The 12,861-nt window shown below is 71.4% G+C and carries 13 protein-coding genes; 6 read left to right on the top strand and 7 right to left on the bottom strand.

The features are described 5' to 3' along the window. Nucleotides 1–4 precede the first annotated feature (4 nt). The 3 genes from ACFE8Y_RS09480 (at nucleotide 5) to ACFE8Y_RS09470 (ending at nucleotide 3,053) form a co-directional block, all read left to right on the top strand. Entirely contained in the window at nucleotides 5–823 is an 819-nt protein-coding gene (locus ACFE8Y_RS09480; protein WP_375464137.1) for a TIGR00282 family metallophosphoesterase, read from the top strand. Between the two features lie 141 nt (nucleotides 824–964). Next, nucleotides 965–1,942, top strand: coding sequence for a MotA/TolQ/ExbB proton channel family protein (locus ACFE8Y_RS09475; RefSeq protein WP_375464136.1), 978 nt, complete (start codon nucleotides 965–967; stop codon nucleotides 1,940–1,942). A gap of 97 nt (nucleotides 1,943–2,039) precedes the next feature. Then, on the top strand, nucleotides 2,040–3,053 hold the full coding sequence (locus tag ACFE8Y_RS09470) for a peptidoglycan -binding protein (protein WP_375464135.1): 1,014 nt from the start codon (nucleotides 2,040–2,042) through the stop codon (nucleotides 3,051–3,053). Nucleotides 3,054–3,078: 25 nt separating this feature from the next. On the opposite strand, the gene ACFE8Y_RS09465 is transcribed toward ACFE8Y_RS09470, so the two are convergent. Then, the gene (locus ACFE8Y_RS09465) at nucleotides 3,079–4,104 is read right to left on the bottom strand and encodes a D-cysteine desulfhydrase family protein (RefSeq protein WP_375464134.1); all 1,026 of its coding nucleotides are present in this window, start codon (nucleotides 4,102–4,104) and stop codon (nucleotides 3,079–3,081) included. Nucleotides 4,105–4,115: 11 nt separating this feature from the next. Further along, nucleotides 4,116–5,960: an ABC transporter transmembrane domain-containing protein gene (locus ACFE8Y_RS09460; protein ID WP_375464133.1), complete on the bottom strand. Its 1,845-nt coding sequence runs from the start codon at nucleotides 5,958–5,960 to the stop codon at nucleotides 4,116–4,118. A 262-nt stretch (nucleotides 5,961–6,222) separates the two neighbouring features. On the opposite strand from ACFE8Y_RS09460, the gene rpmE reads away from it, so the two are divergent. Beyond that, nucleotides 6,223–6,489 carry a 50S ribosomal protein L31 gene (rpmE, locus tag ACFE8Y_RS09455; RefSeq protein WP_375464132.1) on the top strand — a complete coding sequence of 89 codons (267 nt, stop codon included), beginning with the start codon at nucleotides 6,223–6,225 and terminating at the stop codon, nucleotides 6,487–6,489. A gap of 115 nt (nucleotides 6,490–6,604) precedes the next feature. Here rpmE and ACFE8Y_RS09450 read toward each other — a convergent pair whose 3' ends face one another. Further along, on the bottom strand, nucleotides 6,605–7,135 hold the full coding sequence (locus tag ACFE8Y_RS09450; RefSeq protein WP_375464131.1) for a DUF1465 family protein: 531 nt from the start codon (nucleotides 7,133–7,135) through the stop codon (nucleotides 6,605–6,607). 142 nt (nucleotides 7,136–7,277) lie between these two features. Beyond that, complete coding sequence (locus tag ACFE8Y_RS09445) at nucleotides 7,278–7,844, bottom strand: TetR/AcrR family transcriptional regulator (RefSeq protein ID WP_375464130.1); 567 nt, start codon at nucleotides 7,842–7,844, stop codon at nucleotides 7,278–7,280. Between the two features lie 93 nt (nucleotides 7,845–7,937). Between ACFE8Y_RS09445 and ACFE8Y_RS09440 the strand changes: the two genes are divergently transcribed. Further along, nucleotides 7,938–8,336, top strand: coding sequence for a DUF2306 domain-containing protein (locus ACFE8Y_RS09440; protein ID WP_375464129.1), 399 nt, complete (start codon nucleotides 7,938–7,940; stop codon nucleotides 8,334–8,336). A 3-nt stretch (nucleotides 8,337–8,339) separates the two neighbouring features. On the opposite strand, the gene ACFE8Y_RS09435 is transcribed toward ACFE8Y_RS09440, so the two are convergent. The 3 genes from ACFE8Y_RS09435 to ACFE8Y_RS09425 form a co-directional block, all read right to left on the bottom strand. Then, nucleotides 8,340–10,496 (bottom strand): TonB-dependent receptor family protein, encoded by a 2,157-nt coding sequence (locus ACFE8Y_RS09435; RefSeq protein ID WP_375464128.1) that lies wholly within the window; start codon nucleotides 10,494–10,496, stop codon nucleotides 8,340–8,342. Between the two features lie 83 nt (nucleotides 10,497–10,579). Beyond that, on the bottom strand, nucleotides 10,580–11,545 hold the full coding sequence (locus ACFE8Y_RS09430; protein WP_375464127.1) for a DUF1775 domain-containing protein: 966 nt from the start codon (nucleotides 11,543–11,545) through the stop codon (nucleotides 10,580–10,582). Nucleotides 11,546–11,588: 43 nt separating this feature from the next. Beyond that, nucleotides 11,589–11,966, bottom strand: a complete 378-nt coding sequence (locus ACFE8Y_RS09425) for a hypothetical protein (RefSeq protein WP_375464126.1) — start codon at nucleotides 11,964–11,966, stop codon at nucleotides 11,589–11,591. Nucleotides 11,967–12,197: 231 nt separating this feature from the next. Between ACFE8Y_RS09425 and ACFE8Y_RS09420 the strand changes: the two genes are divergently transcribed. Further along, nucleotides 12,198–12,861: peptidoglycan-binding protein (locus tag ACFE8Y_RS09420; protein WP_375464125.1), on the top strand; the 664-nt coding region annotated here is incomplete at its 3' end.

Genomic DNA, 12,861 nt, shown 5'->3' with positions numbered 1-12,861 from the left:
GGCGATGCGCCTGCTCTTCCTCGGCGACGTCGTCGGACGGCCCGGCCGCAGGGCCGTCACCGACCGGCTCCCGGGCTTGCGCGAGCGCTGGCGCCTCGACTGCGTCGTGGTCAACGGCGAGAACGCGGCCGGCGGCTTCGGCATCACGGAGGCGATCTGCGACGAGATCCTCGGGGCCGGCGCCGACGCGGTGACGCTCGGCAACCACACCTTCGACCAGCGCGAGGCCCTGGTCTTCATCAGTCGCCAGCCCAAGCTGATCCGCCCGGCGAACTACCCCGCCGGCACGCCGGGCCGCGGCGCCGCGATCGTCGAGACGCGCTCCGGCGCCCGCGTGCTCGTGGTCAACGTCATGGGCCGGATTTTCCTGGACGCGATGGACGATCCCTTCGCGGCGGTCGAGCGCGAACTCTCCGCCTGCCCGCTGGGCGAGGCGGCGGACGCCGTCATCGTCGACGTGCACGCGGAGGCCACCAGCGAGAAGCAGGCCTTCGGCGTCTTCCTCGACGGGCGGGCGAGCCTCGTCGTCGGCACCCACACCCACGCGCCGACCGCCGATCACCGCATCCTGCCCGGCGGCACCGCTTACCTGTCGGACGCGGGCATGTGCGGCGACTACGATTCGGTGCTCGGCATGCAGAAGGACGAGCCCCTGCGCCGCTTCCTCCAGAAGACGCCGGGCGCGCGCCTGGAAGCGGCGCAAGGGCCGGGCACGCTCTGCGGGATCGCCGTCGAGACCGACGCGGCCGGGCTGGCGATGCGGGTCGCGGCCGTGCGCCTCGGTCCGCATCTCGAGGAAACGTGGCCGCGCGACTGGGATTAGGGGACGACCGCCTTCGGATCAGTCGTCCTGCGGCTTGATCGCGACCGAGCCTGCCGCCACAGTGCCGACCTGTTCGAGGAGGCCGCTGTTTTGCGTGCGTGAAACGGTCCTGCGCCTCCCGCCCTGCAAGAGTCGCGACCGATGGCCGCCCAAACGACAGTCCAGGAACAGGTGCCGATCGCGCGGCCCGGCATCTACCTGATCCGGATGCTGGTCTTCCTGATCCTGGTGGGCTTCCTCGCCTTCATCCTGTTCCGGCAGATCACCCCGGCCTTCCAGGCCAACCCGGGCCTCAACGGGCTGATCCTCGGCGTGCTGCTGATCGCGGTGCTGCTCGCCTTCGGGCAGGTGGTCCGGCTGTTTCAGGAGACGGCCTACGTCAACGCCGTGGCCCGGGGCGAGGCGCCGAAGGGCGCGCCCAGCCTGCTCGGACCCCTCGTCCCCGCGATCCGGGCACGGTGCGCGGGTGAGACGGTCGCGGGCGTGCGCGCCTACCTCGACACCGTCGCCGCGCGCCTCGACGAGGGCCGCGACATCCTGCGCTACATCGCCGGCATCCTGATCCTGCTCGGCCTGCTCGGCACGTTTTGGGGCCTGATCGACACGCTGTCGGCGGTCGGCTCGGTCATCAAGTCGATGCGCGGCGGGGGCGATGCCAGCGTGATGTTCGACGAGCTGAAGAACGGCCTCGCCGTACCGTTGAGCGGCATCGGCCTCGCCTTCTCCGCCTCGCTGTTCGGGCTCGCGAGCTCGCTCATCACCGGCTTCCTCGACCTCCAGGCCGGTCAGGCGCACGCGCGCTTCCACAACGAGCTGGAGGACTGGCTGGTCTCCGGCGTGGAGACGGCAGCGCCGGCCGCGATCGTGCGGGCGCCCGAGGAGCCGGCGGCGGCCGCGGCCCTCAAGGAGGCCGTGGACCGGCTCACCGAGGTTGTGTCGGAGGGCGCCAACGGACGGGCCGCGACCCAGGCGATGACCAACCTCGCCGAGGGCATCCAGGGCCTCGTCCAGCACATGCGCGCCGAGCAGCAGATGATCCGCGACTGGGTGGAGGCGCAGGCCGGCCGCGAGCGCGAGATGAAGCAGGTGCTCGACCGGCTCGGCCGGGAGCGGGTTTGAGAGCATTTTCAAGCGAAGTGGAGGCCGGTTCGCGTGAAGAAAATGCGACTTAACAATCGATCGGCGTCGCTCCCGCCCCCGCGGGAGGGACGCTGACGTGGCCTCGCGCGCGGTCCGGCGCGAGCGTACCCTCAACGTCTGGCCGGGCTACGTCGACGCGCTCGCGACGCTGCTGCTGGCGGTCGTCTTCCTGCTGACGATCTTCGTCGTCGGGCAGTTCTTCCTGTCGCAGGAGCTGACCGGGCGCGACACGGTGCTCGCCCGCCTCAACCGCCAGATCGTGGACCTCACCGACCTCCTGGCCCTGGAGCGCTCGAACCGGCGCGGGCAGGAGGAGACGGCACAGACCCTGCGCAACACGCTCCTCGGCGTTGAGGCCGAGCGCGACCGGGCGCGCGCCCAGGCCTCGGCCAACACCGCGACGCAAGGGCAGGCGAGCGACCTCGACAAGCAGCTTCAGGCCGAGCGCGGTGCAACGGGGCGCGCGCTGTCGCAGATCGACATCCTGAACGAGCAGATCACCGCCATGCGCCGTCAGCTCGCCGCCCTGGAGGACGCGCTCGCGGCCTCCGAGAGCCGGGACCGCGAGAGCCAAGCCCGCATCGCCGATCTCGGCAGCCGCCTGAACGTCGCGCTCGCCCAGAAGGTGCAGGAACTGGCGCGCTACCGCTCCGACTTCTTCGGGCGCCTGCGTCAGGTCCTCGGCAACCGCACCGACATCCGCGTCGTTGGCGACCGCTTCGTCCTGCAATCCGAGGTGCTTTTCCCGGCAGGGTCTCCCACGCTCAAGCCCGAGGCCGGGCCGGAACTCGACCGGATCGCGGGCGCGATCCTCGACCTCGCCAAGCAGATCCCGTCCGACCTGCCCTGGGTGCTGCGGGTCGACGGCCACACCGATTCGCGGCCGATCGCCAGCGCGCAGTTCCCATCGAACTGGTCGCTGTCGGCCGCGCGCGCCATCGCGGTCGTGCAGTACCTGGCCGGCAAGGGCCTCCCGCCGCAGCGGCTGCTCGCCGGCGCGTTCGGCGAGTTCCAGCCGCTCGATCCCGGCACCAGCGACGACGCCTACGCGAAGAACCGCCGGATCGAGATGAAGCTTACCGAGCGGTGATGGCGCAGGCGCCGGGCGTTCCTGCCTATCTCTCGGCGTTCGCGAACGCGGACGCGTAGGCGAACAGCCCCGGCACGCCGCCGGTCATCAGGAACAGCACCGCGTCGCCCGGCCGGTAGCGGCCGCTGCGCACGTCGTACAGCAATCCCGCGAATGCCTTGCCGCTGTAGACCGGATCGAGCAGGACGCCCTCGCTCCGCGCCATCATCCGCACCGCCTCGCGCATCCCGTCGGTGGGGATGCCGTAGCCGGAGCCGCGATGGCCGCCGTCGATGACGATGTCGGCGGACGAGAGGACCGCGCCGGGCCGCAGCAGGGCGAGCGTCGCGTTCGCCTTGGCCAGAGTCTCGGCCTCGGCGTGCGCCTGCGTCGCGAGCACCGCGTAGGATTTCGCGAGCCGCGGGTCGCGCCCCACCGCGAAGAGTCCGGCGGCGAGGCCGGCGTGGGTGCCGGCGCTGCCGTTGGCGACGAGGACGCGGGCGAAGGCGACGCCCATCGCGGTGCTCTGCGCGAGAATCTCGGCGGCGCAGGCCGCGTAGCCGAGGCAGCCGACCGGGCTCGATCCGCCGGACGGGAAGACGTAGACGCGCCGTCCCTCGGCCCGCAGCGCATCGGCACGGGCCTCGGCCGCGGCCCAGGAATCGGCATCGCCCGGCAGTTCGTGCACCCGGGCGCCGAACAGGTCGTCGAGGAAGCGGTTGCCGTTGCCGGTATAGGCCGGGTCGTCGCGCGGGACGCTGCGGGTCAGGAACAGCTCGCAGGCGAAGCCCGCGCGGGCGGCGGCCGCCGCCGTCAGCCGGGCGTGGTTGGATTGCAGGGCGCCGACGGTGATCACCGTGTCGGCCCCCTCGGCCCGGGCCGCGCCGAGGAGGAATTCGAGCTTGCGCAGCTTGTTGCCGCCGCCGCCGATGCCGGCCACGTCGTCGCGCTTCACGAACATGCGCACCCCGTTCAGCGCGGCACCGAGGTGGGCCGACAACCGGTCGAGGGGTTGGATGGGGGTCGGTCGATCCAGGAGCGCGAGGCGGGGAAAGCGATCGAGATCGAGCATCGGCGAGGAGGCTATTCCGCCGCCGGCATGGTCATGCTGCGCAGGCGCGGCCCCTTGCCGCGGGCGGTCTCGTCCAGCGCATCGGTGAACTGGAGGGCGGCGAGCTGGGCGTAGAGGGCGCCCTGCGCCAGCAGGCTCTCGTGCGTCCCGTCCTCGACGATCCGGCCCTCGTCGAGGACGAGGATGCGGTCGGCGGCGCGGATCGTGGCGAGCCGGTGGGCGATGACCAGCGTCGTGCGTCCCCGCATCAGGCCGTCGAGGGCCGACTGCACCGCGCGCTCGCTCTCGGCATCCAGCGCCGAGGTGGCCTCGTCGAGGAGCAGGATCGGCGCGTCCTTCAGGATCGCGCGGGCGATGGCGACGCGCTGGCGCTGGCCGCCCGACAGCGTCACCCCGCGCTCGCCCACCGGCGTGCCGTAGCCCTGCGGCAGGGCGCGGATGAAGCCGTCGGCGTTGGCGAGCTCGGCGGCGCGGCGGACCTCGTCCTCGGTGGCCTGCGGCCGGCCGTAGCGGATGTTCTCCAGGACCGAGCCCGAGAACACGGTCGGGTCCTGCGGCACCAGCGACAGGCGCGCGCGCAGGGCTTCCGGGTCGACCCGGGCGATGTCGACGCCGTCGACCAGCACGCGGCCCGCCTGCGGATCGTAGAACCGCAGCAACAGTTGCAGCACCGTGGTCTTGCCGGCACCCGAGGGTCCCACCAGCGCGATGCGCTCGCCGGGTGCTGCCGCGAAGGAGATGCCGGTGAGCGCCGCGGTCCGGTCGCGGGTCGGGTAGGCGAAGCGCACCGCCTCGAAGCTCACCGCCCCACGCGGCGGGACCGGCAGCGGCAGCGGATCGGCCGGCGCCCGGATCGCCGGCTGGGCGGCCAGGATCTCGCCGAGGCGCTCGGCCGCGCCCGCGGCCTGGGCAAGCTCGCCGTAGACCTCGGAGAGCTGTCCCAGCGCACTGGCGCCGAACACCGCGTAGAGCACGAACTGCGAGAGCTGGCCGGCGCTCATCGTGTGGGCGAGCACGCCTTGGGCGCCGTACCACATCACCCCGACGACGGAGGCCGAGATCAGGAAGATCGCCACGCCCGTCAGAACGGCGCGCGCGCGGATGGACTCGCCGGCCGCCGCGTAGGCGTTCTCGGAGGCGGTGCCGAAGCGGTCCGCCGTGGCGGCGCCCATGCCGAAGGCCTGCATGGTGCGCACTGCGCCCACCGCTTCCGCGGCGTAGGCCGACGCGTCGGCGAGCCGGTCCTGCGCGGCGCGCGAACGGCGGCGCACCCCGCGCCCCGAGACGATCAGGGGGAAGACGATGAACGGGATCGCCACCAGCACCAGCACCGACAGCTTCGGGCTGGTGATCACCATCATCACCACCGCGCCGAGGAACAGGAAGAGATTGCGCAGGAGGATCGAGATCGCGACGCCGAACACGGCCTTCACCTGCGTCGCGTCCGCGGTGAGCCGCGAGACGATCTCGCCCGACTGCGTGCGGTCGAAGAAGGCGGGATCGAGCAGCGTGAGTTGCCGGAACACGGCGGTGCGCAGGTTCGCGACCACGCGCTCGCCCAGCGTCACGACGGTGTAGTACCGGGCCGCACTCGACAGGGCGAGCACCGCGACGACGCCGAGGAGCGCCAGGAAGTACGCGTTGATCATGCTCTCGCCCTCGGGCGAGAACCCGTGATCGATCACCCGGCGCATGGCGATCGGCACCGTGAGCGTGGCGGCGGAGGCGGCCAGCAGCGACAGGAAGGCGGCGAGGATGCGGCCGCGATAGGCAGCCGCGAACGGGAACAGCGGTCGAAGGGAGCTGAGCGGGGCCTTGTCGCGACCGTCCGCGGCCGGGTTCGTCTTGCGGGCCATCACGCCTCTGGTGTTTGCGCTCCCACCGACGCGTCAAGCAAGCTTGTGAGCGAACGGAGCCTGCGGTATACGCGCGCCTTCATCCGATTGCGCGCGTTCAAAGGCCGCGGGCCGCGACGGCGGGCCGGTCGGTGTGGCACGAGGGGTTCGCACGAACGCGAGGTTCGTGGCAACGGCCCGATCGCAAGGTTTCCCCGCACGGACCTCACGGGCTGCGCCCTCAGCGTTTCCGGAATCCGTGCCATCGTCGAGGACCAACGTCATGGCAAAGAGCCCGGCCGACAAGGCCCAGAAGAAGACGGCCAAGGGGACCGAGCACCCCGAGTACCACTTCATCAAGGTCGTGATGACCGACGGGACCGAGTACCGGACCCGCTCGACCTACGGCAAGGAGGGCGACACCCTCAACCTCGACATCGACCCGCTCACCCACCCGGCCTGGACCGGCGGCGAGCAGAAGATGCTCGACCGCGGCGGCCGCGTCTCGCGCTTCACCTCGCGCTTCGGCAATCTCGTCGGCCGCAAGTAAGTTTCTGAACGCGATCCCGGCCCGTATTCGGGACTGATCGCAAGCAGCAAGGGCGGCGCCTCCAGCGTCGCCCTTTCTCGTCGAAGGCAGGATCGCCGCAGATCGCGGGGTCCGATCAGGCCTTGCCTGCCGGGAAGGCCGAGCGCAGCAGGCCCTGCTGCGCGGCGACGGGGCTCTCGCGGGCGAAGGGCGTCGGGCGGTCGTCCGAGATCAGCCCGTCGAGGTGGAGGATGCGGGCGTGCAGGCGCCGCGTCCGCAGGATGAGGTTCTGAAGCCGGACCGGCAGCAGCGTGAAGCTCTCGGGCTTCGGGGTGTCCGTCGCGGCGAGCCGCACCCGGTTCTTCTCCTGCAACGCTTGGCTCGCCGTCATCTCGCCCTCGGAGACGGCGCGCTGGACCAGCAGCCAGGAGGCGATCTGCATCAGCAGCGTGGTCAGGCGCATGCTCTCGGCGGCGTAACTGAGGGTCGCGTCGCGCGAGATCAGGCGCGACTCGTCGCGCCCCTCGCCGTCGAGATAGGCGGCCGTCTCCTCGACGAGCCCCATGCCCTGATGGAACAGCGTCCGGAAGGCCTCGGAGGCGACGTAGGTCCGGCCGAAATCGACCCAGTCCTGCTCGTCCCGAAACGTGACATCGTGGCCGTTCATTCCGCCTCCTGCGCCGCTGCCGGCCTGCTCTTCCGTTCCGAACCGGAACGCGCCCGGTCCGCTCGCGAGGCTGGGCGCAATCCTAGCGCCGATCCCGGTCCCGCGGCGGGATAACCTGTCGATAACCTTAACGGTCCACGTCTCATCGGAACGGTGGGCGTGGTTCCTCGCCGAGCACGGCGCGCGCGGTCTCGGGCGTGATCTGACGCTCGGCCACGAGGTGGGCGAGGCCGTGGACGAGGGCCCAGGCCCGCAGCGTTTCGGCCGCCGCGGATTCCGCGCCGCCGCCGCTCACCGCCCGATCGAGGACGGCGAGCGCGGCGGCAGCGGCCTCGGCGAGATCGGGAAAATCCGCCTTGTCGATGACGCCGCCGAACATCAGCAGGAAATGCGGCCGTTCCTCGGCGGCGAAGCGCAGGTAGATGTGACCGAGGCCGATGGCGTTCGCCTTCGGACCGCCATCGGCCGCTTCCAACCGCCGGCGCAGGTCCCGGAAGCCTTCCGCCGACACCGCGGCCAGCAGGGCCTCGCGGCTGACGAAGTGCCGATAGGGCGCGTTGTGCGAGACGCCCGCGGCGCGCGCGGCCTCGCGCAGGGTCACGGCGTCGACCCCACCTGCCCTCAGCAGGCGCGCGCCGGCGTCGAGCAGCGCACGGCGCAGATCGCCGTGATGGTAGCGCCCCGCGTCGTCAGATGTTGACAGCGCCAACAATCATCTCCATGTTGCTCACGCCAACATAGTAGCAAACGGGAGATCCGCCATGCCGGGACGAGCCGCGTGCCGTGCGCGACGGAGCCGGACATGACGCTTGCTCCGCTCGCCGCCGCCGGTCCGCTGGTGCAGGCCCACGCGCTGGCAGCCTTCCTCGCGATCGCCCTCGGCGCCGCACAGTTCGTCCTGCCGAAGGGACGGCGGCCCCATCGCATCCTCGGCAGGGCCTGGGTCGGCCTCCTGGCGCTGGTGGCGCTGAGTTCGTTCGGCATCCACGGGCTGCGCCAGGTCGGCCCGTTCAGTTGGATTCACGGATTGTCGCTGTTCACCCTGACGATGCTCGTGCTCGGCGTCGCGTTCGCCCGATCCGGGCGGATCGCGGCCCATCGCTGGACGATGATCGGCCTGTTTTCCGGCGCGCTGATCGTTACCGGCCTGTTCACCCTGGTGCCGGGCCGCACGATGCACGCCGTCCTGTTCGGGGTGTGAGCCTCAGAACGAGGCGCGCACGCCCCCGAACACCGACCGGCCGTTGCCGGGGTAGAACGCCACCGGGCCGCCCGCCACGGCGCCGGCATTGGCCACGACCGAGATGTCCGAGACGTAGCGGGCGTCCGTCAGGTTGCGGGCATCGACGAACACAGACACGCCGTTGGCGAAGTCGATCCCGGCCTCGACGTTGAGGAGCGCGTAGCCCGGCACCTTCAGCGTGTTCGCGTGGTCGGCGAACGCTCCCTGCGGCACCCAATCGACGGACGGCGCGACGTGGACGCCGCTCGGATGCGCGTAGCGCAGCACCGTGCGCAGCACGTCCGTCGGGATGCCGGCGATGCGGTTGCCGCCGTAGACCGGGTCGTTCACGAACCGGACGTCGTTGTGCGTCCAGATCTGGCCGACCGACAGGGTATCCCCGGCACCGGAGAGGTCGCGCACGAGGTCGAGGGTGATTGCGGCCTCCACCCCCTGATGACGCGTGCGGGGTGCGTTGAAGGTCGCCGCCGGCAGGTTGATCGCCGCGCCGAGCGCGGTGTTGAAGTTGATCAGCTCGTCGCGGATCTCGGAGCGATAGAGCGTCACGTCGAAGGACAGCCGGTCGATCCGCCCGCGCGACCCGGCCTCGTAGGTCCAGGCCCGCTGCGCCTGCAGCGGGACGAAGGTGGTGTTGAGGGTGTTCGTCTGCACGAGGTCGCCGAAATCCGGCACGTCGCGCGAGCGGGTCACATCGCCGAAGACCTGGATATCGGGCAGCGGCTGCCAGAGCAGGCCGACCTTCGGGTTGACGCCCTCGTAGGTCTCGTTGGCGTAGGAGAGGAGCCGGCTCGCCCCGGTGAAGCCGCCCTTGTTGCTGTAGGTCCGGTTCGATGAGAACAGCTTGGCGCCCGTCATCAGCGCCACGTCGGGCAGGAACCAGAAGCGGTTCTCGCCGTAGGCCTCCAGGTTCGAGGCGCTCTGGACCGCGTTCAGCGTCTGCGCGCCGCGCTGCCCCTGAACATTGACGTATTGCTGCGCCGAGTTCTGCCCCGCGAAGGCGCGCAGGCCCAGGATCGTGTCGTTGCGGAAGCCCGCGACATCGAACGTGCCGGCCCAGTGCGGCGCGAGGCCGTAGGTCCAGCCGTCCTGGTCGATCACCTGGAAGATCGGGTGGTATAGGGACTTGTGGATCGCCCAGGTGTCGATGTCGAGCTTGCCCACGTCCAGCACGAAGGAGGTCCGGTTGGCGATCCGCTCGGTCTCGACTTTTCGCGATTGGTTCATCGTGATCGCCGTCGGGTTGGCGCGCGTCGGGTCGTTCAGGGCGTCGGACAGGCTCAGCGTGCCGGGCAGCTTCTGGTCGGTGAGGTAGACGCCCGCGTAGAAGCGCGTCTCCACGCCCGGCGCGATCTGGTAGCCGAGGTTGGCGTTGAAGTTCTGGGTTCGCTGGGTTTCGTGATCGCGAAAACCGTCGGCATTGGTGATCGTGCCGTTGATCAGCACGTCGACCGGGCCGGAGATGCGCGAGGCCTGGAAATTCTCGCGGATGGTGCCGAAGCTGCCGCCGTCGATCCGCAGGATGTTCGGGGCAAACGCCGTGTAGGCGGTGGGCGTGACGAAGTTGACCGCGCCGCCGAGGGTGGTCGCACCGAAGGTCAGCGCGTTGCCGCCCTTGTAGACCTCGGCCGAGCGCAGGGCCAACGGGTCGATCTGGTAGAAGTCGCCGCTGCCGTCGGCGAGGTTGAACGGGATGCCGTCCTGGAGCACCTCGATCCCGCGCAGGTGGAAGCCGCGGGAGATGCCGGAGCCGCGCACCGACAGGCGCAACTCCTGCCCGTAGCGCTCCTGCACGAACACGCCGGGGGTGTCCTTGAGGACGTCGCGGAGCGTGTTGGCGTAGCGGTCCTGGAACTCCGCCGCGTCGACGAAGGCGACGGAGCCGACGGTGGCGTTCACGGCCGCGCGTTGCGCGGCGACGCTCGGGACGGTGACCGAACCGGCGGCCGCGCCGCTCACCGAGAGTTCGGCGAGCTCGACGCGGTCAGGACCCGCCTGCGCGCGGCAGGCTTGGCAGGCAGACAGGCTGAAGGCGAGCGCGAGGGCGCCCGATTCGAGGAGGCGGGACATGGCGGGACCTCGAACGCCATCCGCCGGACGCGCGTCGGCGCGGGCGGGCATGCGCGTTCTTTGTGAAGGATGAACGATCGAGGCGGCCGAGCGGCGCACCCGGTCGGGGCGCGGCTCGGCCGCCTCAGTGCGGTTCAGTGATGGGCGTGTTCGCCGGCCGCCGGACTCGGAGCCTGGGCTCCGATCGGCGCGACGGAGAAGGCCACCGGCACGGTGCCGGCGCGCGCGAAGGTCAGCGTACCCGTCACGGTCTCGCCGGCCCTAGGCCCGGCGGTGAGATCCTCGAACATCAGGTGGAAGCCGCCGGGCTTCAGGGTCACCGTCTCACCGGGCTTGATGGTCAGGCCGCCCTCGACGGGGGCCATCTTCATCACGCCGCCCTCCATCGTCATCGAATGGACCGCCGCCCGGCGGGCGAGCGGGATCGACGCGCCGGTCAGCGTGTCGGGCGCGGTGCCGGTGTTGGTGATCCGCACGTAGCCGCCCGCGACCGTGGCGCCCATCGGCGTCGCCCGCAGCCACGGCGTCTCGATCGCGAGATCGCCCGCCTTCACGACGGACGGCGCCGCGCTCGCCTGCGCCGCCACGATCCGCACCATCGGCGCGGGCGACTTCAGGTCCTGCGCGCTCTGGCCCGCGGCAGGGATCTCGCTCCAGCGGTAGCCGCCGCTCGCGCAATCCTGCTCGACCGGGACGTAGACGGCGGTCCCGGGCGCGAAGGTGTCGGCGACGCGGGCGAAGAAGGTGAACTCGTCGACCGCGTCGTCCGGCAGCGTGCCGCCGCTCCAGGTGATCGCGGTGACGCCCTCGCTCACCGTCCCGTGGAAGGACGGGTAGGGCCGGGCGTAGGCGCCGCGCGCGGTGGTGACCTGCCAGCCGGGCTTCGGCATCGGCTTGGCGCCGACGAAGCCCTCCGGGATCGTCACGCTGACGCGGTTCGTCGGACTGCCGTCGCACCCGTGGTTGATCTGCACGACGCCGCGGTAGGTCGCTTTCGGGGCGGCCTCCTTGCGGTCGAGGGTGGCGTGGGCGAGGGCGGCCGAGGTGAACAGGGTGAGGCCGAGCGCGGCGCAAAGCTCGGCGCGGGGAATCCGGTGCATGGGATGTGTCCGTTTCATCTGAAGGGATCGATGGGCGATCGGTTCAGACGACGGGCGGACCTCGCGGATGGGCGATCGAGCCGGGCGGGGCGCGCGGGCCGTTGGCGGCGTCGGCCGCGAAGGTGACGATCGCGCTGCGCCGCATCGGCCACGCCGCGATCGCCGGGGACGCGCGCGGCGCCACCGCAGCCGCCGCGACGTGGGCGGCGGTGCAGCAATCGGCGTGGCCGTGCGGCGCGCTTCGATCCGGCGCCGGATTGCCGGCCTGCACGTCCGTGCCCGACAGGCACAGGACCTCGCCGCCTTGACCGACCGCGACCGGCATCAGGCCGCCGAGGAAGGCCTGGAGCACGAGGGCGTAGAGCGCGATCACGGCGGTGATCGCGCGCAGGCCGCTCATCCTGGTGGTGCCGGGCGCCATGGGGACCCCGTTACGCGATCGAATCGCTCCGTACCATCCCTGCCACGGCGGCGTCCCCGCGGCTGTGGCGGCGGGGCCGCACTGCGTCATGATGTGCGGTCCGGCATGCCCGCGCCATAATCTGGCCCGCTCGCCATGGAGTCTTAACCCCACCCCGACACCCTGGGCGCCCAGGGACGTGCGGTCTGCCGCCCCATCCCGCCGCCCATCCACGGACCAGAGCCAGCCACGATGCTCACACAGGCAACCACCCGGGCCGCCCTCGGCCTCGCCCTCCTCGGCACGGTCGCTTTGACGCAGGCCGCCTCGGCGCGTGAGCCGGCGGGCTTCGCCCAGGCCGAGTGGGCGCAGGACTACGCCTCGCCTGCCGCGATGCAGGTGCAGCGCTCCTCCACGCCGATCCTGTCGCCGCAGACGGTGGCGGCCACCGAGCAGATGGTCGAGCGCTACAAGGACATCGTCGCCCGCGGCGGCTGGCGGCCGGTCTCCGGCGCGGACCACCTGCGCATCGGCGCCCGCGGCCCCGCCGTCGCGGCGATGCGCCAGCGCCTGACCATCACCGGCGACATCGACCCGGCCTCCGGCAACTCGGGCGTCTACGACTCCTACGTCGCGGCCGGCGTGAAGCGCTTCCAGGCCCGGCACGGCCTGAGCCAGACCGGCAGCATGAGCATGGCCACCCAGCAGGCCATGAACGTGGGCGCCGACATCCGCCTGCGCCAGCTCGAGATCAACGCGGTGCGCCTGCGCTCCTACGCGGGCAACCTCGGAAACCGCTTCGTCATCACCAACATCCCGGCGGCCCTCGTCCAGACCGTCGAGAACGGCCAGGTCGTGACCCTGCACGCCGCCGGCGTCGGCAAGATCGACCGCCAGTCGCCGATCATGAACACCA

This window comes from uncultured Methylobacterium sp., assembly GCF_964242245.1.
GTDB lineage: Bacteria > Pseudomonadota > Alphaproteobacteria > Rhizobiales > Beijerinckiaceae > Methylobacterium.
The sequence above is the reverse complement of the archived record's forward strand: the minus strand, read 5'-3'. Positions and strand labels throughout refer to the sequence as shown.

Bases quoted from the DNA above. Each gene is read 5' to 3' on its own strand.
- ACFE8Y_RS09480 (WP_375464137.1), top strand. From the start codon at position 5: ATGCGCCTGCTCTTCCTCGGCGACGTCGTCGGACGGCCCGGCCGCAGG.
- ACFE8Y_RS09475 (WP_375464136.1), top strand. From the start codon at position 965: ATGGCCGCCCAAACGACAGTCCAGGAACAGGTGCCGATCGCGCGGCCC.
- ACFE8Y_RS09465 (WP_375464134.1), bottom strand. From the start codon at position 4,104: ATGCTCGATCTCGATCGCTTTCCCCGCCTCGCGCTCCTGGATCGACCG.
- ACFE8Y_RS09460 (WP_375464133.1), bottom strand. From the start codon at position 5,960: ATGGCCCGCAAGACGAACCCGGCCGCGGACGGTCGCGACAAGGCCCCG.
- rpmE (WP_375464132.1), top strand. From the start codon at position 6,223: ATGGCAAAGAGCCCGGCCGACAAGGCCCAGAAGAAGACGGCCAAGGGG.
- ACFE8Y_RS09450 (WP_375464131.1), bottom strand. From the start codon at position 7,135: ATGAACGGCCACGATGTCACGTTTCGGGACGAGCAGGACTGGGTCGAT.
- ACFE8Y_RS09440 (WP_375464129.1), top strand. From the start codon at position 7,938: ATGACGCTTGCTCCGCTCGCCGCCGCCGGTCCGCTGGTGCAGGCCCAC.
- ACFE8Y_RS09435 (WP_375464128.1), bottom strand. From the start codon at position 10,496: ATGCCCGCCCGCGCCGACGCGCGTCCGGCGGATGGCGTTCGAGGTCCC.
- ACFE8Y_RS09430 (WP_375464127.1), bottom strand. From the start codon at position 11,545: ATGCACCGGATTCCCCGCGCCGAGCTTTGCGCCGCGCTCGGCCTCACC.
- ACFE8Y_RS09425 (WP_375464126.1), bottom strand. From the start codon at position 11,966: ATGGCGCCCGGCACCACCAGGATGAGCGGCCTGCGCGCGATCACCGCC.